The sequence below is a fragment of the Streptomyces sp. GQ60 genome (assembly GCF_059758875.1).
Genome location: NZ_JCAXEG010000016.1, coordinates 82,630 through 105,671, shown reverse-complemented (window position 1 = coordinate 105,671; position 23,042 = coordinate 82,630). Strand labels below are relative to the sequence as shown.

Here is a 23,042-nt window from a genome sequence, read left to right as displayed (position 1 = left end):
GTACGCACGAAGAGCGGCGCCCCCCGGAATCCGGGGGGCGCCGCTCTTCGTGGTGGCCCTGTGCTCGGTCAGCGGGCGCCGGCGCCGGACAGGACGTCCGCCGTCAGGCGCACCGGCAGCGCGCGGTGACCGTTCATGATGAAGGTCGGGAGCGGCTGGAGCTCCTCGGCCGGCACGGCGAGGTTGAGCCCGGGGAAGCGCTCGAAGAGGGTGGACAGGCCCACCGTCGCCACCAGGCGGGCGATGCCCGCGCCGAGGCAGTAGTGCGGGCCGAAGCCGAAGGACAGGTGCTCCTTGTCGGCGCGGGTGATGTCGAACTCCTCGGCGCTCTCGCCGTGCAGCTTCGGGTCGCGGCCGACACCGCTGTAGTTGACGAGGATCGGGTCGCCCTTGGGGATCGTCACCCCGTCCAGTTCGACGTCCTCGACGGCGTACCGGAGCGGCAGGTGGGCCAGCGGCGACTCGACGCGCAGCGTCTCGTCGATCACGTCGTCCCACGAGGCCTCGCCCGAGAGGACGAGGGCGAGCTGCTCGGGGTTGCTGAGCAGCGCGGTGATCGCGTTGTCGAAGAAGTTGATGGTGGTCTCGGAGCCGGCGCCGAGGATCGCGAAGATCGTGTCGCACAGCTCCGACTCGGACAGGCGCGTGCCGTCCTCGTCGCGGGCGGCGATCAGGTCGCTCGTGATGTCCTCACCGGGGTTGGCGCGCTTCTGCGCGACCAGCTCCTCCATGGCTCCGCGCCAGTTCGCCAGCACGGACTGGGCCTGCTCGGGGGTGACGGTGGTGTCCACCATCATGTCGATGACCTTCGCGGTCGCCGTGCGCTGCTCCTCGCCCATGCCGATCAGCTCGGCCACGAGCATGGCGGGCAGCGGGTACGCGAAACGCTCGCGCAGGTCCACGGTCTCGCCCGGCTCCACGGAGCCCAGCGAGTCCAGGAGGTGGTTGGTGAGGCCGACGATGAGCGGGCGGACCGCCTCGGTGCGGCGCGGGGTGAACGCCTTGCCGACCAGCCGGCGCAACCGGATGTGGTCCTTGCCGTACGCGGTGACCATGTTGTCCATCGCGATCCAGCTGATCATCTCCCAGTCCGGACGGATCCGGCCCTCGATGAAGTCCGGCCAGTGGTTGCGGGCGCTCTTGGTGACCATGGGGTCGGTCAGGACCTTGCGCACGGACGCGTAGTCGTTGATCGACCAGGCCAGGACCCCGCCGGGGAGCTCCACCTGGACGGGACCCTGCGCGCGCAGCGCGGCGGCTTCGGTGTGGATGTCCTGGCCGGTGGTGTCCAGGGTGTGTGCGACGGGGCAGCGCTGCGTCATGTGTTCTCCCGAGGTGACGTGGTCTGTGGGTCGGTCGGTGCGTACGCCGGGCCGCCGCTCTCCAGGACGAGGTACGGATCGTCCATCTCGTACCAGCCCAGGCCCGGCGGGCAGCGGTCGTAGCCCAGCAGCCGCCGCACCTCCTCGGGGTAGGCCAGTACGGCTTCCCTCGGCACGGCGAGGTACTGGTTCTCTTCCTGGCGCAGGTTGCCCAGGTCGATGGCGATGGTCAGGCCGGTCCGCGGGGTGTCCGTCGAGTTGCTGCCGCCTCCGTGGTAGACGCCGCCCAGCCAGATCAGGCCGGAGCCGGCCCGCATCTCCGTCGGGTGGGCCTCTTCGGTGCGCGGGGCGCGCTCGTCGTCCCAGTGGTGGCTGCCCGGGATCACCATCGTGCCGCCGTTGGCGGCGGTGAAGTCGCTCATGGCCAGCATCAGCTGGACCCTGCTGGTGGGGCCGGGGTGGCGCCGCAGGTGCAGCGCGTCGTCGCGGTGCAGGGGCTGCTTGCCCTGGCCCTTGTGGATCTGGATCGCCTGCGTGCCGCTGATCTGCACCGTCGGTACCAGCTCGGTGCGCGACCGGCCGATCCACACGTGCACGGGCTTCTGCATGATCCTGCGTGCCGCACCGAGGAACAGCGGGTGCGTGACCACCGGGGTGAGCCGGGCGGTACGAGCGAAGATCGACGAGACCCGGCGGGTGCGGGTGCCGTTGTACCAGTCGCCGCTGTAGTCGCGGGCCTCCAGGTCGGGGGCGAGGTCCTCCCACAGTCCCTTCAGGGTGTCGGCGTCGGCGAGGTCCTCGACGATCACCCCGCCGTCCCGCTCGAGGATCTCCACCACGTCGTCGAGGGGGGTATCGGGCCCGACCCGCCGCAGAGCTGCCATCACCTGTTCACCTTCTCCGCTTCGCTCGCGTGCCTCGCGCCTAACCTGCGGCGCGGGCCTTGACGATGCGGATGAGGGACTCCAGGTTCGGGTCCTCCTCGAAGATGTCGCCGACCTCGATCTCGACGCCGAGCTCCTCCTCGACGCGCGACACGATGCGGGTGGCGGAGATCGACTCGCCGCCCGCCTCGAAGAACGTCGCGTCCTTCTGGTCCTCGGAAAGCTCCCCGAGGATCTCCGTCCAGATCGTTCCGACCGTCGTCTCGACCGTGGCCACATCGGTGCTCATGCGCACTTCTCCCTATCCCGTTCGGTACGCCCACAGGGCGTGCCCCGGCAGCTTCACACCTCGCTCCGGGGACGGGCATCTCCTGGATTGCGGGGCAGGGAGGGTACGGCGCCCACCTGCTCGGAGCGTGCGGCGGCGAGCGGTTCCGCGGGCGCGGCGGCGGCCTCCTTCGTGGCCGGGTGGGTCATGAGCGTGTCCTCGGTCCCGGCCCGGGTGCGCACGAGCCGGTCGTTGTTGCCGGGTGTCAGCCGATGGCGAGGCCGGCCGTGAACCAGTGCTCCACCTCGCCGATCCGCGCTTCGCAGTCGGCGCGGTCGGCGCCGGAGACGATGAAGGCCGCCAGGAAGTCGCCGGAGTGCGCGGCGTCCTCCACGCGCTCCCCCACCTGCGCGAACGTCTGGTACTTGAGCACCCCGGCCGGCATCTGCGCCGGGTCGGGCAGGGCGCCGAGGATCCCGGGGCGCTTGGTGAAGAGCAGCTGTCCGGCGATGCACGACGGGTCGCGGCGCGGCTCGCGCTCCACCGGCAGCCCGAGCTGGCGGCGTACCGGGTACTCCATCGGGTCGAAGCCGAACAGGGCGCGCTGAACGTCGCGCACGCCGGCGCCGCCGGCCCGCGAGGCGGCCTCGCACAGCAGCAGTTCGCCGCCGGGGGTGACGAACACCTCGATGTGGAAGGCGAAGTGGTCGGGGCCGCCGAAGGCGGCCAGCACCTTCTCGCCGAACTCCGACAGCCGGCGGGCCAGCGGATCGGCGGTGTCGAGCGCGATGTCCACCCGGCCCTTGCGGTCCCGGAAGTCCGCGAGCACGTAGGTGTACTGGGAGGGCCACAGGGTGGCGATCTCGCCGTCGAGCACGGTGCCGTCGACGTGGCACATCGACCCCTCGACATACGCCTCCACGAGCCATCCCGGCTCGCCGTCCCCGTCGGTGAGCTCGGTCGCGGCGATCCAGTCGGCCAGCTCGGCCTCCGTCCGCAGGATGGCCACGCCGACGGACAGGGCGCCGCGGCGGGGCTTGACCACCGCCGGCAGCCCGTGGGCGGCGACGAAGTGGCCGAGGTCCTCGGGGGCGGTGAGCAGGGCGTGCTCGGCGACCGGGATTCCCGCCGCCACGGCGGCGCACTTCATCGCCCACTTGTCGCGGTAGACGACCGCGGAGTCCGGGCGCTGTCCCGGCAGGCCGAACCGCTCGCGCAGCACCGCCGCCCGCTCGATGTCGAACTCCTGGGTGGCGACGATGTCCGTCACCCCGAACTCGCGGATCAGCTCGGCGGCCCGCTCGGCGACGTTCGAGCCGGAGTCGTAGTCGGGCAGCGCCTCGGCGTGCACGTACGGTGCCTCGGTGGGCAGTTCCTCGCCGTGCAGGGCCAGTTGCTGCGCCGAGCCGAGCAGGACGATCTTCGAGTCGTGCCCCTCCAGCCACTGGTCGTAGGGGTTGGCGCGCAGGGATCCGCGGTGCAGAACCAGGGTGGTGGTCATGAGGTGGTCCTCTCGTTCCAGATGCTCACGTACCGCTCCCCGGTGTCGGGCAGGATCGTGACGATGGTCTTGCCCGCGTACTCGGGACGGCGGGCGAGCTCGGCGGCGGCGTAGACGGCGGCTCCGGAGGAGAGCCCGGCGAAGAGGCCCTGCTCGCGAAGGAGCGCCCGGGCGGTGCCGAGAGCGGCCTCGTCGGGGCAGGTCAGGATGCGGTCGATGAGCGAGATGTCGGTGGTGGGTGAGACGAAGCCGCCGTTGAGGCCCGGGATGCGGTGCGCTCCGGCGTAACCCTGGGAGAGCACCGGGGAGTTCTCCGGCTCCACAGCGACGACCTCCAGGTCCGGGTTGCGTTCGCGCAGGTAGCGGCCCGCGCCGGTCAGGGTGCCGCCGGTGCCGACTCCGGCGACCAGTACGTCGACCCGGCCGCCGGTGTCGGCCCAGATCTCCGGTCCGGTGGTCTCGTAGTGCGCACGGACGTTGTCGGAGTTGTCGTGCTGGCGCATGTACCAGGAGCCGGGGGTGGCGGCCTCGATCTCCTCGGCCTTGGCGATCGCGGCGGCGAAGCCCTCGGCGGCCGGGGTGTGCACGACCTCGGCGCCCAGTGCGCCGAGCAGGCCGATCCGCTCGCTGGTCGCGCTGTCCGGCAGGACGACGATGCAGCGGTAGCCGCGTACGGCGCTCAGGGCGGCCAGCGTGATGCCGGTGTTGCCCGAGGTGGCTTCGATGACTGTACCGCCGGGGACCAGGTCACCGCGCTGTTCAGCGGCCCGGATCATGTACAGGGCGGCCCGGTCCTTGGCGCTGGCGTACGGGTTGGCCGACTCCAGCTTGCCCAGGACGCGCACCGAGGGGTCGGCGTCCGCGACGGCGATGCGCACCAGCGGGGTGTTGCCGATGAGCTCCTCGACTCCGGCGGCGATACGGGTCTCGGCGGGTGCGGTCGCGGTGGTCACGGCGGGGCTCCTGTGCGGGTGTGCGGTTGCGGGGGCGGATGCGCGGGCGGCGGGGAAGGGGCGGTGGGCGGCGAGCACCGTGGCGGTCACCACTAGAAGGCCTCGGCGAGGAGGCGGACGGGGGTGGGCAGCGCGGCCGGCTTGATCACCGAGCGGGGGGCGTAGACCCGGCCGCCGGGGGCGATGTCCTCGGTGACGGTGGCCATCGCTCCGATCAGTGCGCGCTCTCCGACGGTGACCGGTCCCAGCACGGTCGCGTTGGCTCCGAGGACCACTCCGTCGCCGATCGAGGGGTGGCGGCGGCGTCCGGCGGGAAGGGCGTTGTCGCTCCACCAGCCGACGGCACCGAGAGTGACCTGCTGGAAGATCGTCACGTCGTTGCCGACCCGGGCGGTCTGGCCGATCACGACGGAGGCGCCGTGGTCGATGAAGACGCGCCGGCCGAGGACGGCCCCGGGGTGGATCTCGACCCCGGTGCGCCGGCGGGCGGAGCGGGACATGAGGCGGGCGGCGGTGCGCAGGCCCCGGCGGTAGAGCCGGTGGGCCACCCGGTGGGTCCACAGGGCCGGCAGTGCGGGGTGGAGCAGGGCCTCCCAGAGGCTGTCGATGGAGGGGTCGCGGGCGACGATGACCTCCAGGTCCTCGCGCATGATGCTCAGCAGTCCGGACTGTGCGTACATGTGGGTCAGCTCCTCGGGTGCGCGATGCGTTCGACGGCCACCTGCAGGGCGCAGGAGGTGACGCTCTGGGAAGGGGCGGCCGACGGCCGGCTGTGGATCGCGCCGCACAGGGCGACGAGTTCCCGTACTGCGGCCACTGCCTCGGGCGGGGTGGCGGGGCCGGGGGCCAGGAGCCACGGGCGGCCCTCGAAGCGGTCGGCCGCGGCGGCCTCGGGCTCCGCGGTCCGCGGGGCGCCCGGCGGGCGGCCGGGAACGTAGGCGAACTGGTCGCAGCCCCGCAGGAGGATCTCCTGCCACATCGACTCGTCGGTGCCGTCCACATCCGTGTACGCGTGGCCGAGTCCGCGGGCCTGCGCCTCGTAGAGGACGTCCGCGGCGGTGGACGGATCGGTGGCCACGACCACCACGTCGGCGGCCGGGCCACCGGGGAGGAGCAGGGTGCCGGCTCCGGCGCGCAGGGCCCGGTCCAGCGCCCGGGGGTCGCTGTCGTCGAGGGCGACGTCGACCCCGGCGCGGGTCAGGGCGAGGGCGATCGAGGTACCGGTCGCTCCGCAGCCGATCACGGTGACGCTGCGCAGTGGCGTGCTCGTCATGGTCTCTCCTGGTGGGCTTCTGCCGATGGCGTTGGGCTGGTCCCGGGGTGCGGGGACCGGCGGTCGGTGGGGGACCCGGCTCGTGGCCGGGAGCCCGGTCAGTCGCAGCACTGGTCCGCGAACTGGCCCGGCGTGCGGCCCTCACCGGCGGGGCCGCGGTAGGCCTGCGCGATGTCGAGCCAGCGGGCGGCCTCTTCGCCGGTGGCGACCAGGGCGAGGTCGTCGCGGTGGCGGCGGCGGGTCACCAGGAGGCAGAAGTCGTGGACGGGGCCGGTGATCTTCTGGGTGGCGTCCTCGGGGCCGAAGGTCCACACGTCGCCGACCGGAGAGGTCAGTTCGAAGCGGAAGGGCTCCGCCGGCGGGGTCAGCTGGTGGGCGAGGTAGCCGAAGTCGCGGGTCAGGACGGCGAACTCGACCAGCGGGCGGAGCCGCTCGGTGGGCTCGCGGCGGACGCCGAGGGCGTCGGCGATGTCCTGTCCGTGGCCGAAGAGCTCCATGATTCCGGCACAGGCGAGGACGTGCGGCGGCAGCGGGTTGACGAGCCACGGAACGACCGAGTTCTCCGGGACGGCGGCCAGGGCCTCGACCGAGGCGTCGCCCTCGCTGCGGAAGCGGGCGAGCAGTTCCTTCGGCGGGAAGCCGTTGAACTGCTGGAGGGCCGCGTTGACCGCGCCGTCGAAGTTCTGCGAGGCCTTGGCCGCGATGCCCTTGAAGGTGTCCGGGTCGGCGGCCGCGGTCTTGGCGAGCCGGAAGATGAAGGTCAGGTGGGCGATCTGGTCCGCGATGCTCCAGCCCGGCGCCGGGGTCGGCTTGGCCCAGTCGGCCTCGTCGATGTTCCGGACCAGGTTCTCGACCTCGTCGATGTCCGCGGCGAGGGCCTTCAGTACGTCGTTGAGCGACATGTCGTACTCACTTTCCTGATGGGTTGTGTGATGCAACTGAGTGGACGTGCAGAGTCTTGTGAAGCAACTGACGAGGCGTGCAAAGTCTCTTGAAGCAACTCACTGGTCAGCGCTAAAAGCGCGCCCCGAGGGGCGGGTTGGTCAGGCGGAGACCAGCTGGGGCAGCAGGGGAAGGACCCCCTTGCGGCCGCTCTTGAAACCGGTCGGGGCCGGAGCTCCGTAGGTCACCGCGACACCCCTGCGCTGGGCAGCGGCCACGATGCTGGGGACGGCGCGCTCGGCGACGGCCGCGATGGTCATGGCCGGGTTGACGGTCAGGGCGCCGGGGACGGCGGAGCCGTCGGTGACGAAGATGCCGGCGTGGCCGCGCAGCTCGTTGGTGTCGTCGAGGGCGGAGGTCTCGGGGTCGTCACCCATGCGGACGGAGGCCAGCGGGTGCACGGTGTAGGCGCCGACGAGGTCGTTGGTCCACGGCATCACCTTGGCGAGGCCGTCCTTCTCCATGATCTCCTTCACCTCGGCGTCGGACTGGTTCCAGCCGTGCCAGGTGTTCTTCGTCGGCTGGTACGAGAGGTTGCCGCGGCCGAGCATCTGCTGGGAGATGCGGTGGGCGTTTCCGGTGGCCGGAGGCGGGCCGAAGACCCCCTCGTTGTCGTCCTCGGTCATCGAGAAGATGGTGAGCCAGGACTTCCAGTTCTTGAGGATCTCCTTCTTCTCCTTGCCGAACCAGGTCGGCCCGGTGGCGTCGGGTGCCTGGGCGAGGATCGTGCCCAGGCCCGGCGGGAAGTAGAGCTGTTCCAGCGAGTAGCGGGAGTACTCGGGCAGGGAGCCGTCGAGCTTGTCCCAGCTGGCCACGGTGGGGCCCTTGCCGATCGCGTTGGCGCCGTAGGGCAGTTGGCCGTCCCCGCGGGACAGTCCCAGGATCTCGGCGACCTTGTCCTCGTTGAGGATGGCGGTGTTGAGCCGCTCGCCGTTGCCGGAGAAGTAACGTCCGACGGCGTGCGGCATCGCGCCGAGGTGGGCCTCGCTGCGCTGGAGGATGACCGGGGTGGCCGCGGCTCCGGCCGCCATCACGACGATCTTGGCCTCGATGACTCCGGACCCGTTCTGTAGACGGTAGTCCGTGTCGTCGACGATGTTGTAGTGGACCCGGTAGTCGCCCTCGGGGGTCCGCGCCAGGTACTGCACCTCGTGCAGGGGGCGGATCTCCGCGCCGTGGGCGAGCGCTGCCGGGAGGTAGTTGACCGTGAGCGACTGCTTCGCCTCGAAGCGGCATCCGGCCATCATGAAGTTGCAGTTGGTGCACTTGGAGTTGTCGATCGCCACGGCGAGCGGGTTGGCGGTGCGCCCGGAGTGGTCGCACGCCGCCGCCCACAGACCGCCGGCGTAGGAGACGTCGCTCCATTCCTGCTTGGTGACGGAGAGGGACTCCTCGATCCGGTCGTACCACGGGTCGAGGGTCTCACGGCTCACCGACTTCGGCCACATGCGGCGGCCGATGCTTCCCTTGCGGTCGAAGACGAACTTGGGGGCGCGGGGCATGGCCGCGAAGTAGACGACGCTGCCGCCGCCGACGCAGTTGCCGCCCAGCACGCTCATCCCGTCGCCGACGACGAAGTCGAAGGCCCGCGTGTAGGAGGAGCCGAGCTTGTAGTCGTGCTCGAAGTCCTTGCTCTCCAGCCAGGGCCCGCGCTCGAGCACCGTGACCTTCGCACCGCCCGCGGCGAGGTGGTAGGCCGCGATGGCGCCACCGAAGCCGCTGCCGATGACCAGGACGTCCGTCTTCTCGATGGTGTTGCTCATGCTGGGCTCCCGCAGGGCGTGGTGTCGGGGTGGAAGTCGGCGAGCTGGCGGCCGTAGCCGAAGTCCTGGAATCTCCACAGGCCGTCGGCGTCGGGCTTGGTGATGCCCATCGCCACGAGACCGGGGTGGTCGTCTTCGAGCGCCTGGGCGGTGTGCAGGTGCGCGGCCGAGTCGAAGGCCATGTTGCAGAAGAGCGAGAGCAGGACCCAGAAGTCCTTCTCCGGGTGGCCCGGAGTGGTGAGGTCGACGATCAGCTGCACCCGGTCCTCGTAGCCGAGGGCCACGAAGGGCGGCACCGTCTCGTCCAGGACCATCTCCCGCAGCGCGGCGTAGGCCCGGGTGTGGTCGTTGACCAGGTTCGCGAGGTCCTCGAGACCGTCGTGGACGCCGGTGGCGTCCCAGCGGAGCAGCTCCAGGGCGCCGGCGGCGACTGCGCCGCCACCGGTGGAGACCCCGGCCACGGCCCGGTCTCCGGGCCAACGCTTCTCCCCGGGGACGATCGTGTCCGCGTAGGCCTCGAGCGTGAGAGCGGCGTCGGGTCCGATCTCAACCCTGCGCTCGGCTCTTTCCTGCACTGCCTGCATCTCGTCCTCCTTCGGTTCGGTGGGCTTTTCCTGCTGGCGTGACTTGAAGGTAGATCTGCACGGTCGTTTCAAACAACCAACCGAAGCCCGGTTCACCGAACACTGAGTTGCGTCATGAAACTAGGCGAAGTCGCGGCTAGTCCGCTCCCCCGCTCACAAAAAAAAGGGTCGTCCGGTTATTGTCGTTCGGACATCCAGGTTTCCCGCCGTCACTCGGCCCCTGAGCGGCAACCGGAACGGCTCGCCACAGTGCACGCCTTGAGTTGAACGGGGGGAGAAGTTGGAAGGCACGGACAGAAGTCTGGAGCTGCCCACGAATCTCACCCACAGGGTCCGCATCGACGCCCTTCAGTCGGCGGATTCGCCCCGGCTGGCCGGTGTGGACACGAGTCACGTGCAGCGGCTCGCCGAAATACACGCGTCTTTGCCTCCGATACTCGTCCACCGGCCCACGATGCGGATCGTCGACGGTTCGCACCGGGTGGCGGCCGCCGTCCTGCGCGGCGAGGACAGCGTCGAGGTCCACTACTTCGACGGTCCCGAGGCGGACTCCTTCCTGCGGTCCGTCTCCGCGAACGTCGCCCACGGGCTGCCCCTGTCCACACCGGAGCGCAAGGCGGCCGCGGAGCGCATCCTGCGCTCGCACGCGGACCTCTCCGACCGGGCCGTGGCCACCCACACGGGACTCGACGCCAAGACCGTCGCGGCCATCCGCCGGAGTTCAACCGAGGACGTCCGTCAGTCGAACACCAGGATCGGTGCCGACGGCAAGGCCCACCCCCTGGACCGCACCGCCGAGCGCATCCATGCCGCCGAGCTGATGACCAGCCGGCCCGACCTGCCCCTACGGGCCATCGTCAGGGAAACCGGCCTGTCCCTCGGCACCGCTCACGACGTGCGTCAACGCCTGCTGCGCGGCGAGGCGCCGATTCCCGCACCGCGCCGCGGCGTCCCGTCGGACGCCACCGGCGCGAGCGCCCGGGTCACGCCCGAGCGGGCACACGCGCCGGACTCCCCGGACTCCCCGGACGCCGCGGCCGCGGCCGTACCCGCCCGAAGAGCCGGCCCTCCGGGCGTCGGCGCGGGACGGACCCGGACCTCCCTGGACCTGCTGCGCGGACTCACGAGCGATCCGTCCCTGCGGCACTCGGAGTCGGGACGGCAGTTCCTGCGCTGGCTCCACACCCACTTCGTCCTGGACGACGCCTGGCGCCGGCAGCTGGGATCCGTCCCCCCGCACTCCACGGCCACCGTGGCGGAGCTCGCTCTCCAGTGCTCCCACGCATGGCGCAGGTTCGCGGAAGAACTGGCCAGCCGCCGTCTGACGGACGTCTCCGGGACGGGCACGCAGCAGCCCGCTCCGGAATCCCGGAAGTAACCGGGACATCGCAACGCCATTACTCAACGACAGGGAGAAACGGTGACCTCCACCGCCATTGAGAGCGCTGTCCACCGGGTGATCAACGATATGCACGTCAACCTGGGCCAGGACCTAACCATTGACGACATGGCGCGTACCGCAATGTTCAGCAAATTCCATTTCACCCGTGTATTCAGGGATGTGACCGGAACGTCGCCGGGGCGCTTTCTGTCTGCTTTGCGGCTTCAGGAGGCCAAGCGCCTCCTGGTGGACACCAAATTCAGCGTCGCCGATATCAGCAGCCAGGTCGGATACAGCAGCGTGGGCACCTTCAGCTCGCGCTTCAAGTCCTGTGTCGGCGTTTCTCCGAGCATGTTCCGGGAATTGGGCGGATACGCGCCGGCCATCGAGACCGACGCCGCGGGCAAGGGCGTCACCTCGCGCAGCGTGCTGCGCGGCCGGATCGTCTTCCCCGAGGACCGCGACCCCGGCTTCTGCTTCCTGGGTCTCTTCCCGACCCCCGTGCCGCAGGGGCAGCCCGTCCGCTGCTCGGTGCTGGACGGCCCCGGCTCCTTCGAGCTCCGCGACATCCCGCCGGGCACCTGGTACCTGCTCGTGCACTCGGTTCCGTACAGCTACGAGCACCTGCCGTCGGGCACCGGCGACCAGGACACCGTCTCGGTGGGCCGGTACGGTCCGGTCACCGCGCACGCCGACACGCTGCTCCTGCCCGCCGAGGTCACCCTGCGTCCGGTGGACGCCCTGGAACCCCCCGTCCTGATGGCCCTGCTGGACCTGCGACTCAACGCCATGGAGCGCAAGGCCGCCGCGAGCTGACGACGAGGAGACACGAAGAAGGGGCCGGCCACGGTAACCACCGTGGCCGGCCCCTTCTTCGTGTCTCCTTGTCAGTCCGCCGAGCGGATCGTCATCGGGAGCCCGCCGCGCATGCGCAGCGACATCATCGGCTCGGCGACGCCCTCGTGCCCCGGCACCACGTCGAGGTCGAGGTCACGGGTGACCAGGGCCGTCACGAAGACCGCCTCCATCATCCCGAGGTTGCTTCCGATGCAGAACCGCGGTCCGGCACCGAAGGGGATGTACGCGTAGCGCGGCCGGTTGGCGACCCGCGACACCTCGAAGCGCGTCGGGTCGAAGCGCTCCGGGTCCTCCCAGAAGTCCGGGTGGCGGTGCAGGGTGTACGGGCACACCAGCACGTCGGCCTTGGCCGGCACGGTGAACCCGCCGACCTCGTCGGCCTGCTGGGCGATGCGCGGCAGGATCCACACCGGCGGGTACAGCCGCATGGCCTCCTGCACGACCTGCGTCGTGTACGAGAGCTTGTGCAGGTCGTCGGCGTCGGGCAGCCGGCCGCCGGCCAGGACCGCGCGGGCCTCGTCGCGCACCAGGTCCCGTACGTGCGGGTTGCGCGCGAGCAGCAGCAGGGTCCAGCCCAGCGTGCTCGCCGTCGTCTCGTGCCCGGCGAGGAGCAGGGTGACGATCTCGTCCTGGAGGCGCTTGCGGCCGAGGGCCGGGTCGCTCTCCTTGCGGGCGGCGAGGATCATCCGGGAGAAGGCGTCGTCGGTGTCGTCGCCGTCGGACATCCGGGCGCTGCGGTCCGCGACGAGCACGTCCACGGTGGCGGTGAGGTCGGCGCGGGCCCTGCGGAAGTTGCGCTGGGTCGCGAAGGGCAGCCAGGTCGGCATGAGGCCCTGGCTGACCATGTCGAACATGGCCTGGTCCTGCACGGCCTCGAAGGCGTGCGCGATCCCGTCGTGCCCGTCCAGCGACGTGTCCATGAGGGTCCGGCCGAGCACCCCGAGGGTGAGTCCGGTGACCTCGTGGAGCACGTCGACCGCTCCCCCGCCGGCCCGGAGCCGGAGCAGGTCCAGCAGCTGTCCGGCCTCCTCGGCCACGATGCCCGCCTGAGCGGCGATGCGGCCCGGCTTGAACGCGGGCTGCACGTTGCGGCGCTGCGCCTTCCACAGGTCGCCCTCGCTGGTGAGCAGGCCGTCGCCGAGCACCTTGCGGGACTCCACGAGGCCGATGCCCTTGTGGTAGTTGGCCGCGTTGTCGGCCAGGACGTGCTTGGCGTAGTCGGGGCGGTTGAAGATGTACATCTTCTTCGGCCCCATCGACACGCGGACGGCGTCGGAGAGCTCCGCGGCGTCCGTCATCATGGCGAGCCGGTCCACGGCCAGCTTGCGCAGCAGGCCGGGCAGCTGCCAGAAGGCGGGACCTGGTGGGTGCACCGCCATCAGGCCCCCCCGCGCTGCGCCGGGACGAGGTCCCGGAACGAGCCGCGGTGGAAGACCAGCGGCTCGCGGTCCGGGATCTCGTCCACGGCGATCAGCTCCCCCAGGTAGAGGGTGTGGTCGCCGGCGTCGTACGCGCTCCACTTCGCGCACTCGAAGTGCGCGGCCGCCCCCGCGATCAGGGGGGCGTCGGAGACCCGGCCGGGCAGCCAGTCGACGGCGTCGAACTGGCCGGCCCCCATGGGGCGCGAACGGTCGGCGAAGTGCCGGGCCACGCCCTCCTGGCCGGCGCCGAGCACCGACACCGAGAAGGTGGCGGCCTCGGCGAGGTAGCGGTGCATGAGCGTCTCCTTGCCGACGCTCACGAGGAGCAGGGGCGGCTCCAGGGAGACCGAGGTGAAGGAGTTGGCGGTCATGCCCCGCGGGGAGGCACCGCCCACCGTCACCACGGTCACCCCGGTGGCGAAGTGCCCGAAGGCCCGCCGCAGCCGCGAGGTGTCGCCGACGGCGACACCCTGCGGCGGTACGGCGGTCATGACGGTCACGCGGCTCGCCCCGACATGACCCGGTTCTGGGTCGAGTACGGCTCCAGGGCCCGTGCCAGGCCCTCGGGGATCAGCGACGGAACCGTGTTGGTGTTCGGTCCGCGCATGCAGGCGATGCGCTGGCGGCCGCGGGCGATGAGGACCTCGACGCCACTGGTGATCTTCACGTAGTCGAACGTGAACTCCAGCTGGGTCTGCCCGAGTTCGGACAGCCGCATACGGATCGACAGTTCGTCGAAGGCCGTGATCTCGGCGAAGAACTCGCAGTCCACCTTGAGCGTGAACAGCTTGAGGTCGGCCTGCACCTCGGCCAGCACGTCCGGCGCCTTCTTCTGCAGGAACAGCTCGCGGCACCGGCCCTGCCAGCGCAGGTAGTTGACGTAGTAGACGTTGCCTACGAGGTTGGTCTCCTCGAAACCGACCGTGTGCAGGTACTCGAAGTAGTCTTCAGCCATGGTCTAGGACCGCCCTTCGATGAGATCTGCTTCGTGGGTCAGGAAGGCGAAGACGGCGGGCTCCAGGGCGTCGCGCAGCGCGGTGACGAAGGTCGCGATCCGCAGGTCCCCGGCGGCGAAGACCACCCAGGCGTCCTTGCGGCTCGGCAGCATCGTCAGCGGTGCGCCCGCCATGATCCCGGCCTTCTTCAGGCACTCCACCGCGCTCCACACGCGGGTGGCGGCGGTGTCGGGGGCCTCGCCCGTCTCCTTGGCGACGAGGTCGGCCACCGGCGTGTGCTCGCCGAGCAGGCCGCGCCACTCGGTGGACGACCGCATGCTGACCGCCTCGATGTCACAGGCGACTTCGGCGGCGGCGACCGCGCTGACGGTCACCCCCAGGCCGTGAGCGGCCGACATCGACATGTGGAGGCCTTCCAGCTCCGGGCGCCCGTCCGGACGGTGACTGACCCTCACGGGGGTGCCCAGGGCCCGGGCCGCGGCGTCCGCGGTGAAGCTGCGGCGCTGTGCGACCGAACCGGCCGGCGCCTCGCCGTGCGGTTCGACCGCGACGGCGATGCGGGCGCCGAGGACGTCCTCCAGGGTGCGCTCCAGGTAGGGGCCGAGGAGCGGGGCGACCCAGGGGCCGGACCCGTCCGTCTTGCGCACCGCGTGCAGGGTCAGGCCCTCCCAGCGCTCGACGACGGTGCCGTCCTCGGCGCGGACGGCGATGTCGTACACGTACGTGTCGCCGACGTGGCTGCGCTCGATCGCGGAGTACCGGAGCCGGTCCGGGACGTGGCTGCCGTTGCCGAGCGGGTGGATGCGCTCCACGCCGGACGGCAGCAGGGTGGCGTCGGGGACGCACACCTGGTTGCCGTGCATCAGCGCATCGCGCATGCCCGGGTCGGCGAGCAGGAGTTCACCGGGCAGGAAGCCGGCGAACCAGTCCTGCGGCTGCTGCTGGACGGACACGTCGGCGTCCACGTGCCGGGCGGCGGCCCGGTGGAAGCGGCTGAGCCGCTGGAACCGGGCGCCCTGGAAGAGGACGCTGCCGTACAGGTCCTTGGCCGGGTCCAGCGGGACCACCGGGGTGTCGGCGGGCACCTGGAGCGGCGGACCGTCCGGGATCGGGACCGAGCCGTAGATCAGCCGGGCACGGAAGTGCTCGGCGACGAAGCCGGTGTCCTCGGAGTGGATGGCCACGTCCACGGTGTCGGCGCCGGTCACGGTGGCGGCGATGCGGATGCGGTTGCTGCCGTTCGGCGGCACCACGATGGGCCGCAGGAACTTGGCGCCCTCGATGACCGGGGTGGTGGCGCGGCCGGTGACCGCCGACCCGACCTGGACCATGGCCTCCATGCCGATGACGGCGGGAAGCAGCAGGTTGCCGTCGAGGAGGTGGTCGGCCAGGTACGGGTCCGTGCCCGCGTTCAGTTCGACCTCGGTGACGAGTTCGACGCCGTGGTAGCGCACCAGCGGGTTGCTGGTGAAGCGCAGCATGGGCAGGGGCGGCAGGTCACGGCGGACCGTGTCGATGCCTTCCGTACGGCCGCTGATGACGGTCACCACGGGCGCGTCGGGGTCGGAGATCAGGCGCAGCAGGATCTCCACGCCCTGGTCCGGGGAGACCGGGGTGATGCCCTCGCGGGAGAGCGACTCGACGACGGAGAGCTTCTCGCCCATGCCGACGCCGGACCACACCGACCACTCCATGCACCGCGCGCGGACCTGCGGGTGGGTGCGGGCGACGTCCTCGGTCAGGTCGGCCAGCCACTCGTTGGCGGTGGCGTAGTGGGCCTCGCCGCGCAGGCCGGCCCGGCCGATGATGGAGCCGAAGGCGACCAGCAGCTTGAGGTTGCCGGCTCCCACGGTGTCCAGGACGGTCCGCAGACCGTCGACCTTCGGGGCGAAGGTGCGCCGGAAGTCGTCGGCGTCGAGGTGGACCAGGCCGTTCGGCTCGTTGCGGCCGGCGCCGTGCAGCAGACCGGTGATCTTGCCGAGCGCTCCTTCGAGTTCGGCGACGGCGCCGCGGACCTGGCCCGCGTCGGTGACGTCGGCCCGTGCGTAGTGCACTTCGACGCCGGCGTCGGCCATGCGCTTGAGGTTGGCGGCGAGTTCCTTGTCGTCGCCCGGCTCGGAGCGGCCGAGCACGGCCAGCTTCGTACCGGTCTTGAGGGCCACGGCGAGGGCGCACTCGGCGGAGATGCCCTTGCCGCCGCCCGTGACGAGCAGGACGTCTTCGGCGGTCAGCGGTGCCTCGTCGCGCTCCTGCTCCACGGGCAGGGCCCGCAGGGTCGGGACGCGGCGCACGCCGGCCTCGTCGTAGTGGACCTCGGCGAACCGCGTGGTGGCGGCCACCTCGGCCAGCACCCGCTCGACCGCGTCGTCCGTCACCGGGGTGTGGACGATGGTGGTCCGCAGGTGCGAGGCCTCCAGGTACAGGGTCTTGGCCAGACCGGCCGCGCCGCGGCCGTCCTGGACCAGGACGAAGCGGCGGTCGCGGTGACCCGCGAGGGCGCTCTGGGCGGCGTCCAGCACCTGCGTGGCCTGCTCCTGCGAGCAGTTCCTGGCCAGGACGGCCAGGACACCGGCGCCGACTCCGGCCTGTTCGAGTTCCTGCTGGAGGCGCTCGGCGAAGTCTCCGCCGTCGGGGGCGAAGAGCTCCCAGGTTCCGTTGGCCTCGGCGGGTGCGGTGCGCGGCCGGGCGACCTCGTCGAGGTCCACCGCGAAGGGACGCGCCCAGCTGGCCGCGCCGGCGACCAGGGCTGCTTCCTCGGACGGTGCGGCACCGCCTGTGGTGGCCAGGGTGTCGAGGGCCTCCGCGAGTTCGGCCAGGGTGGCCGTCGCGAAGTTGGTCGGGACCTGCGCCGCGGCGATCCCGAGACGGGACGCCGCCTGGTTCACGATCTGGCCCACGGTGATGGAGCTCATGTGCAGGTCGTCCAGGAGCCGGCTGCCCGGGTCGACGAGGTCGGCCGGGAGTTCGGCGCGCTCGGCGACGAGGGTGCGCAGCACCTCCAGGGCGGCGGCGCCTTCCTTGGCGGGGGCCGCCTCGGCGGCCCGGTCCTGCGCCGCCTTGGCGACCTTCGCCGCCTTGGCCGCCTTGATGGCGTTGGCGGCCTTGTCCGACGGGCCCGCCTTGTTCGGCGTGCTCGCCGGCGCGGCCACCGCGGCGGCGGGCTTCGGCTGGCTCGCGGCCGTCCGGTGCGCGCCCGGGGGCTGCTCGCAGGGGCTGGTCAGGAAGCTGAACTCCTGTCCGACCTCCAGCGGCTTGATCAGGCGGTCCTGGAAGAGCCGGTCGAGCCGGACCGGAGCGCCCGCGACGAACGCGGCGGCGGCCACCTGCAGCAGCGGCCGCAGCGACTCGTCGTCGGTGTTCAGCGAGAGGGCCGTGACACCGGTCGTCGCCTGTGCGAGGGCGCTGAGCACGCGGCCCGGGCCCACCTCGATGAACAGGTCGACCTCGTCCGCGGCCGCTTCCACCGCCTGGGTGAAGCGGACCGGGTCGGTGATCTGGCGGCTGAGCAGCTCCACCAGGTCGGTACCGCGCTCCAGTTCAGCGCCGGTGACGGTCGAGAGGACCTTCCCGGAGACGGGACCGAAGGCGGCGCCGGCGAGCCAGTTGCCGAACACCTGCGCGGCCGGAGCGACCAGCGGCGAGTGGAAGGCGTGCGAGACGGCGAGCCGGGTGCAGCTCACGTCCGCCCGCTCGGCGCGGCGCTGGATCTCCTCGATGTCCTCGACGGGACCGGCGACGACCGTCTGCCGGGGCCCGTTGTAGCCCGCGATGACGACCGACAGGCCCGCGATGAGCCGCTCGGTCTGGTCCGGGTCGACGCCCAGGGACGCCATGGTGCCCGAGTCGCTGTGCTCGGCCATGGCCTTGCCGCGCACCCGGGCCGCGTCCAGCAGCGTGCCCTCGTCGATGGCGCCGGCCCAGTGCAGGGCGGAGAGCTCACCGAGGCTGTGCCCGACGGCGACGGACGCCTCCAGGCGCAGCGAGTCCAGGACGCGCAGGCCCGCGGCGGAGCCGGTGGCGATACGGGGCTGCGCCACGTCGGTGGCGACCATGTCGCCCGAGGTGGGCAGGCCGGCCCGGTCGAAGACCTCGGCGGCCTCGGGGAAGCGGCGGCGCAGCGCGCCCCCGCCGGTGCCCTTGCCGGAGCCCTGGCCCGGGAACAGGAAGCCGATGCGGCCCCGTCCGGTCGCCTTGCCCAGGAAGCTGCGGCCGTCCGCCGAGGTGTGCGAGGTCTCCCCCGACTCCAGCAGGTCGGCCAGGTGCTGCAGCCGGCGCTCGGCGTCCTCGGGCGAGGACGCGACGATCGCCGCGCGGTGGGGCAGGCCGCGCAGGTCGCGCTGGAGCGTCGCCGCGAGGTCGGAGACCTGGCCGTAGGAGACCGTGGCGACGAAGCCGGCGACCTCGGAGATGCGCGCGAGCAGCGCGCGCGGGGTGTCGCCCTCGAGCAGCAGCAGTTCGCTGTCCTGGGGCGAGTTCGCCAGGGCGGCGGAACGGCGGCTCGGGGCCGGCCGGCGCCGTACGGCGGGCTCGTCCAGGACCACGTGCGTGTTGATGCCGCCGAAGCCCATGGCGGTGATGCCCACGCGGCGGGGCGCGCCCTCGGGCCACGCCTCGGCCTTGCGCAGCGCCTTGAGGTTCGCGCCGTCCTCCGTGAGCAGCTCGTGCGGGTCGACGGTGCCGATGGCCGGCGGCAGGGTCTGGTTGTCGACGGCCATGGCCGCCTTGATCAGGCCCGCGACGCCGGCTGCGGCCTTGGTGTGGCCGATCATGCCCTTGATGGAGGTGATCGCGGCGATGGGCGCCTTCGGGTCCGCCGCGGCCCGCGCGCCCATGAGGGCGGTGAGCTCGGTGGCGTCGCCGACGGCGGTGCCGGTGCCGTGGCCCTCGAAGAGGCGGACGGTCTCGATGCCGAACCCGGCGCGCTCGTAGGCGCGGCGCAGGGCCAGCTGGTAGCCGCTGACCTCGGGGCGCGTGATGCCGCCCTGGCCGTCCGAGGACACGCCCCAGCCCGCGATGGTCGCGTAGATGCGGTGGCCGCCCGCGAGGGCGTCCGCCTCGCGCATCATGACGATCATTCCGCAGCCCTCGCCGGGCCAGAACCCGTTGGAGCCGCGGTCGTAGAGCTTCATCTCGCCCTTGGCGAGGGCGCCCGTCTTGGCGAAGCCGATGATCTCGAACGGGTCGATCGACAGGTCCACGCCGCCCGCGACGGCGACGTCGATGTCACCGTTGATGAGCGAGGTGCCCGCCGTCGTGACCGACAGGAGCGAGGAGGAGCACGCGCCGTCGACGGTGTAGCCGCCGCCGTTGAGGTCGAAGTGGTTGCAGATCCGGCCCGCGATGGTGTTGGAAAGGCCGCCGGCGAGGGTGTCCTCGTCGATGGCCGGGAATGGCTCCTTGTACGAGGCCTCGACGTCGCCGAGGAACTCGGCGACCCGGGTCTCGTCCCAGTCCTCCTGGGCGGCGAGGGCCTCGGCCATCACGCGCCGTACGTACGGCCAGCGCAGCCGCATCACGTTTGCACGGGCGAACTCGCCGGTGAGGGTGTTGCCGACGATGACGCCGGTGCGCTCCTTGGGCAGGCCCTCGCCGGCCGGGAAGCCGGCGTCGGCCAGCGCGCGCCCGGCGGTGTCCAGGGCGAGCCAGTGGGTGAGGTCGGTGGAGCGGAAGGTGCTGCCCGCGATCTTGTGGGCGATCCGGTCGAACTCGTAGCCCTCCAGCACCGCGGCGTTGCGGGCGTAGAAGGTGTCCGGGGTGGCCGGGTCGGAGTCCCAGTAGTCGTCCAGGTTCATCCGCTCGCTGGGCAGCCGGCGGAAGGCCCGGCGGCCGGCGACGGCGTTGTCCCAGAGCTCGCCCGGGGTCGCGGCGTCGGGATAGCGGCAGGCCATGCCGACGATGGCTATGCGTGTCATGCGGCCACCGCGATCTTTTCCTTGGCGGCCTTCTCGGAGACCGGGGCGGGGCAGGCGCAGGCGTCGGCGCACCCGTTGGGGCACGCGGCGGCCGCGGCCGGGGCCGGGACCGGGGCGGGGCAGGCGCACTCGCCGGTGCAGTCGCAGGCCCGCTGGGCCGGCAGCACGGCGGTGACGGCCTCGGCCTTCGCCGCAGCGGCCTTGTCGGCGGCCTCGGCGGCGCGCCGCTTGGCGACGACGTCGGCGCTCCACAGGAAGGCGCCGCGGATGGCGCAGACGATGGCGGTGGCGAAGAAGATGCCGTACACGACGTGCAGGGCGGTCAGGACGCCGTACATGGTGGCGACGCCGCCGCCGAAGGCGATCTGGCCCCACTTGGAGGAGGGCGTCGTACCCGGGTCCGTGATCATGTAGTTCGTGAAGAGCACGAACGCCACGCCGGTCATCATCGCGAGGGCCGCGGGGATGGACGTGTCGAAGATCAGACCGCGGACGACCGCCTGGAGGGCGTAGCCGCCGACCCAGGCCAGGATCAGCCACATGCGCTCGGTGAGCTTGGCGTTGAGCAGGGTGCCCAGCGCGATGATGACCGCCGGGACGAGCCAGTCGAGGCCGCCGTCGAGGTACTCGGTGAAGTGGTACGGGGGCGCGATCGAGGCCCACGGGAAGAGCACCAGGATGACCGCGATGCCGAAGTTCGACGGGTTCATGAAGTGCCGCATCCGGCCCTTGACCGGGGCGCGCAGCACCCACTTGGTGCCGACGGCGACGATGACGCCGAAGACCATGACCCAGACGCGGTCGTTGACGTAGGTCAGCATGTTCACCGCGAGGGCGGTGATGTGGGCCGGGAAGAGGAACTCCACCATGCCCTTGAGGCCGCCGCCGCGGAAGCGCGGGTCGCGGCCCTCGGCACGGGCACCGATCATCTCGAGGATGATCTCCAGGGTGTACGCGGTGAACAGTGCGATGAACGGCCAGGTCCAGGCCTGCTCGAAGCCGAGCACCGTGTAACCGAGGATGTTGAGGACGGAGATGGAGATCGCGAACCGGCGGAGCGCGGTGACGACCTTCGGGTTGTGGCGTGGGCCGGCGGGGGCCGGGACAGCCGTCAGGGTTGCGGACATGGTCACTTCTCCTTCGCCTGGGTGCCGAGCTCGACGGTGTGCTGTCCGGGCTTCAGCGTCAGCTTCTGCTCGTGGACGGCACCGGTGCGGTCGCGCCAGGTGAGCTTCACCGGCAGCGGGTCCTTGATGCCCTTGCCGAGGCCGATGTGGACGTCGTTGCTGCGCTTGCCGGAGTGGCCGCCGCCGCCGTCGACGCGGGCGATGCGCATGCTGCCGTCGGGCAGTTCGACGCAGACCTCGGCGCCGATCGCGGGCGAGCCGGACTCGCGGTTGAGCTTGAGCGTCAGGTACGAACCGGTGCTGTCGCTGACGTTGTGCAGGAAGACCGGCTCACCCCACTGGCGGGCGACGGCGAGGTCGACCAGGCCGTCGCCGTCGACGTCGGCCGGGGCCATGCCGCGGGTCGGGATGGGCTCGGCGATGCCGAGGGCCTTGGCCAGGTCGACGTAGCGGCCGGTGCCCTCGTCCTTGGCGAAGAAGCGCATGTGCTGGCTGCCGGCCAGGTCGTCACCGTGGCGGACGTTCGGCCACCAGATCGGGTTCGAGGTCAGGGCGTCGTTCGCGGTGGCCAGCTCCTGGAGCTGGGGCCAGCGGTTGGTCTTGCCCTTGACGAAGCCGAGCGCCTGGGTGATCTCCAGGTTGCCGTCGTTGTCGAAGTCGGCCATCTTGGGGTCCCAGCCCCAGCCGGACCAGGCGACGCCCAGGTCGGCGGACTTGTCCTCGTACGGGGCCTCGCCCTCCTTGAGCTTGCCCTGGAGCTCGGACTGGTTCTTCGCCTGGCTGATGAAGGCGAAGTTCGACTCCTGGATGCCGAAGGAGGTGGTGATGTTGCTGACGAACAGGTCGTACAGCCCGTCGTTGTCCAGGTCGCCGAAGTCGACGCCCATGCCCTTGAACGAGCTGCGCCCCATCTCCTTCGACTTGGGCACGGTGCCGGTGTGGACCGACTTGACCTCGGCGAACTCGATCTTGCCGGGGACCGACTTGTTGTAGAGCATCGGCGAGGTGCCGAAGTCGTGCGCGAGGAAGATCTCCGGCAGGCGGTCGCCGTCGAGGTCGACCGCGCTGGCGCCGAGCGTCCAGCCCTTGCTCAGGCCCTGCGGGATGGAGCCCTCGGTCTTCTCGTAGCCATTCTCGGTCCAGCGGAAGAAGTGGCCGCCGCCGCCGTTCTGGGCGTGTGAGAGCGACTCGTTCATCACGACGCCGCCGTCCACGGTGTCATCCAGGACGGGGCTGTCGGGGAAGTAGTTGCCGATGAAGATGTCGTCGTGGCCGTCACCGTCGAAGTCGGCGTACGCGGCGGCGTTGGAGTTCCACAGCGGCCCGCTGTACTTCGTACCGGTCGTGCCCGGGATCAGCTCGGTGGGCGTGAAGCTGGCGGCCGACAGCGGCTGCCCCTTCACGTTCTTGTTCATGAAGATGACCGGGGTGCGGCCCCAGTAGTAGACGAGGACGTCGGTGGCGCCGTCCTCGTTGTAGTCGCCGGGCATGCAGCCCATCGGCGCCGACGTGGTGCTGGTCGGCAGCGGCTTCGGGTCGAGGGCGAACGGCGCGTAGGCCCCGTCCTTGCGCGTCGGCGACGGGGTGAGCACGGCCTGGTCGATGCGCGGGTCGTTCACGCACAGGTCGTTGGGCAGGCCGTCGCCGTCGATGTCGTTGACGGCGATGCCGGCGCCGACCGAGGAGATCCATCCCTCGATGTGCCGATAAGCCTTGTTGACCTTGCGGACTTCCTGCTTCGGGAATCCGGAAGGCATGGCGATCGACAGCGACTTGAAGCCGAAGTTCTTCGCGAGCTTCGCGGTCTCGGCCGCCGAGGATTCGGGCAGCTGAACCCCGTAGAAAGTGCCGACCATTACGGCAAGAGCAACAATTCCCGGCGCATTCTTAAGCGCCC

At 71.2% G+C, this 23,042-nt stretch carries 19 protein-coding genes; 2 read left to right on the top strand and 17 right to left on the bottom strand.

Annotated elements, in window-relative coordinates:
- Positions 1 to 68 precede the first annotated feature (68 nt).
- From AC6CKD_RS30415 to AC6CKD_RS30365, 11 genes are all read right to left on the bottom strand, one after another.
- Positions 69 to 1,322, bottom strand: a complete 1,254-nt coding sequence (locus tag AC6CKD_RS30415; RefSeq protein ID WP_498331755.1) for a cytochrome P450 family protein — start codon at positions 1,320 to 1,322, stop codon at positions 69 to 71.
- Complete coding sequence (locus AC6CKD_RS30410) at positions 1,319 to 2,206, bottom strand: phytanoyl-CoA dioxygenase family protein (protein ID WP_498331753.1); 888 nt, start codon at positions 2,204 to 2,206, stop codon at positions 1,319 to 1,321. The genes AC6CKD_RS30415 and AC6CKD_RS30410 overlap by 4 nt, the downstream gene beginning before the upstream one ends.
- A 40-nt stretch (positions 2,207 to 2,246) precedes the next feature.
- Positions 2,247 to 2,495, bottom strand: coding sequence for a phosphopantetheine-binding protein (locus tag AC6CKD_RS30405; protein ID WP_478686973.1), 249 nt, complete (start codon positions 2,493 to 2,495; stop codon positions 2,247 to 2,249).
- A gap of 53 nt (positions 2,496 to 2,548) precedes the next feature.
- Positions 2,549 to 2,683: a hypothetical protein gene (locus AC6CKD_RS30400; RefSeq protein ID WP_498331752.1), complete on the bottom strand. Its 135-nt coding sequence runs from the start codon at positions 2,681 to 2,683 to the stop codon at positions 2,549 to 2,551.
- Between the two features lie 56 nt (positions 2,684 to 2,739).
- The gene (locus AC6CKD_RS30395; protein WP_498331750.1) at positions 2,740 to 3,975 is read right to left on the bottom strand and encodes an ATP-grasp domain-containing protein; all 1,236 of its coding nucleotides are present in this window, start codon (positions 3,973 to 3,975) and stop codon (positions 2,740 to 2,742) included.
- Positions 3,972 to 4,928 carry a cysteine synthase A gene (cysK, locus tag AC6CKD_RS30390; protein WP_498331748.1) on the bottom strand — a complete coding sequence of 319 codons (957 nt, stop codon included), beginning with the start codon at positions 4,926 to 4,928 and terminating at the stop codon, positions 3,972 to 3,974. The genes AC6CKD_RS30395 and cysK overlap by 4 nt, the downstream gene beginning before the upstream one ends.
- A 92-nt stretch (positions 4,929 to 5,020) precedes the next feature.
- Positions 5,021 to 5,608 (bottom strand): serine O-acetyltransferase EpsC, encoded by a 588-nt coding sequence (gene epsC / locus AC6CKD_RS30385; protein WP_498331746.1) that lies wholly within the window; start codon positions 5,606 to 5,608, stop codon positions 5,021 to 5,023.
- A 5-nt stretch (positions 5,609 to 5,613) separates the two neighbouring features.
- Complete coding sequence (locus tag AC6CKD_RS30380) at positions 5,614 to 6,201, bottom strand: prephenate dehydrogenase/arogenate dehydrogenase family protein (protein WP_498331744.1); 588 nt, start codon at positions 6,199 to 6,201, stop codon at positions 5,614 to 5,616.
- Positions 6,202 to 6,299: 98 nt separating this feature from the next.
- A complete protein-coding gene (locus AC6CKD_RS30375) occupies positions 6,300 to 7,103 on the bottom strand; it encodes a TIGR03084 family metal-binding protein (protein ID WP_498331742.1) in 804 nt (267 codons plus the stop codon).
- Between the two features lie 141 nt (positions 7,104 to 7,244).
- On the bottom strand, positions 7,245 to 8,906 hold the full coding sequence (locus AC6CKD_RS30370; protein ID WP_498331740.1) for an FAD-dependent oxidoreductase: 1,662 nt from the start codon (positions 8,904 to 8,906) through the stop codon (positions 7,245 to 7,247).
- Positions 8,903 to 9,490 (bottom strand): DUF5987 family protein, encoded by a 588-nt coding sequence (locus AC6CKD_RS30365; RefSeq protein WP_498331738.1) that lies wholly within the window; start codon positions 9,488 to 9,490, stop codon positions 8,903 to 8,905. Before AC6CKD_RS30365 ends, AC6CKD_RS30370 begins: the two co-directional genes overlap by 4 nt.
- Before the next feature lie 454 nt (positions 9,491 to 9,944).
- Here AC6CKD_RS30365 and AC6CKD_RS30360 point away from each other — a divergent pair, with 454 nt between their 5' ends.
- Together AC6CKD_RS30360 and AC6CKD_RS30355 are read left to right on the top strand one after the other, a co-directional pair.
- On the top strand, positions 9,945 to 10,868 hold the full coding sequence (locus tag AC6CKD_RS30360) for a ParB/RepB/Spo0J family partition protein (RefSeq protein ID WP_498331737.1): 924 nt from the start codon (positions 9,945 to 9,947) through the stop codon (positions 10,866 to 10,868).
- Between the two features lie 42 nt (positions 10,869 to 10,910).
- Positions 10,911 to 11,687: a helix-turn-helix domain-containing protein gene (locus tag AC6CKD_RS30355; RefSeq protein ID WP_478686983.1), complete on the top strand. Its 777-nt coding sequence runs from the start codon at positions 10,911 to 10,913 to the stop codon at positions 11,685 to 11,687.
- A 71-nt stretch (positions 11,688 to 11,758) separates the two neighbouring features.
- Here the strand turns inward: AC6CKD_RS30355 and AC6CKD_RS30350 are convergent, their stop codons facing one another.
- Genes AC6CKD_RS30350 through AC6CKD_RS30325 form a run of 6 tightly spaced genes read right to left on the bottom strand, consistent with a single transcriptional unit; the run spans position 11,759 to position 23,001 of the window.
- Positions 11,759 to 13,108, bottom strand: a complete 1,350-nt coding sequence (locus AC6CKD_RS30350; protein WP_498331735.1) for a cytochrome P450 — start codon at positions 13,106 to 13,108, stop codon at positions 11,759 to 11,761.
- Complete coding sequence (locus AC6CKD_RS30345; protein WP_498331848.1) at positions 13,108 to 13,641, bottom strand: flavin reductase family protein; 534 nt, start codon at positions 13,639 to 13,641, stop codon at positions 13,108 to 13,110. Before AC6CKD_RS30345 ends, AC6CKD_RS30350 begins: the two co-directional genes overlap by 1 nt.
- A 5-nt stretch (positions 13,642 to 13,646) precedes the next feature.
- On the bottom strand, positions 13,647 to 14,105 hold the full coding sequence (locus AC6CKD_RS30340; RefSeq protein ID WP_498331733.1) for an acyl-CoA thioesterase: 459 nt from the start codon (positions 14,103 to 14,105) through the stop codon (positions 13,647 to 13,649).
- Between the two features lie 3 nt (positions 14,106 to 14,108).
- Positions 14,109 to 20,018, bottom strand: coding sequence for a type I polyketide synthase (locus AC6CKD_RS30335; protein WP_498331731.1), 5,910 nt, complete (start codon positions 20,016 to 20,018; stop codon positions 14,109 to 14,111).
- A complete protein-coding gene (locus AC6CKD_RS30330; RefSeq protein ID WP_498331729.1) occupies positions 20,015 to 21,145 on the bottom strand; it encodes an enediyne biosynthesis protein in 1,131 nt (376 codons plus the stop codon). Before AC6CKD_RS30330 ends, AC6CKD_RS30335 begins: the two co-directional genes overlap by 4 nt.
- 2 nt (positions 21,146 to 21,147) lie before the next feature.
- The gene (locus AC6CKD_RS30325; RefSeq protein ID WP_498331727.1) at positions 21,148 to 23,001 is read right to left on the bottom strand and encodes a CRTAC1 family protein; all 1,854 of its coding nucleotides are present in this window, start codon (positions 22,999 to 23,001) and stop codon (positions 21,148 to 21,150) included.
- Positions 23,002 to 23,042: the final 41 nt, after the last annotated feature.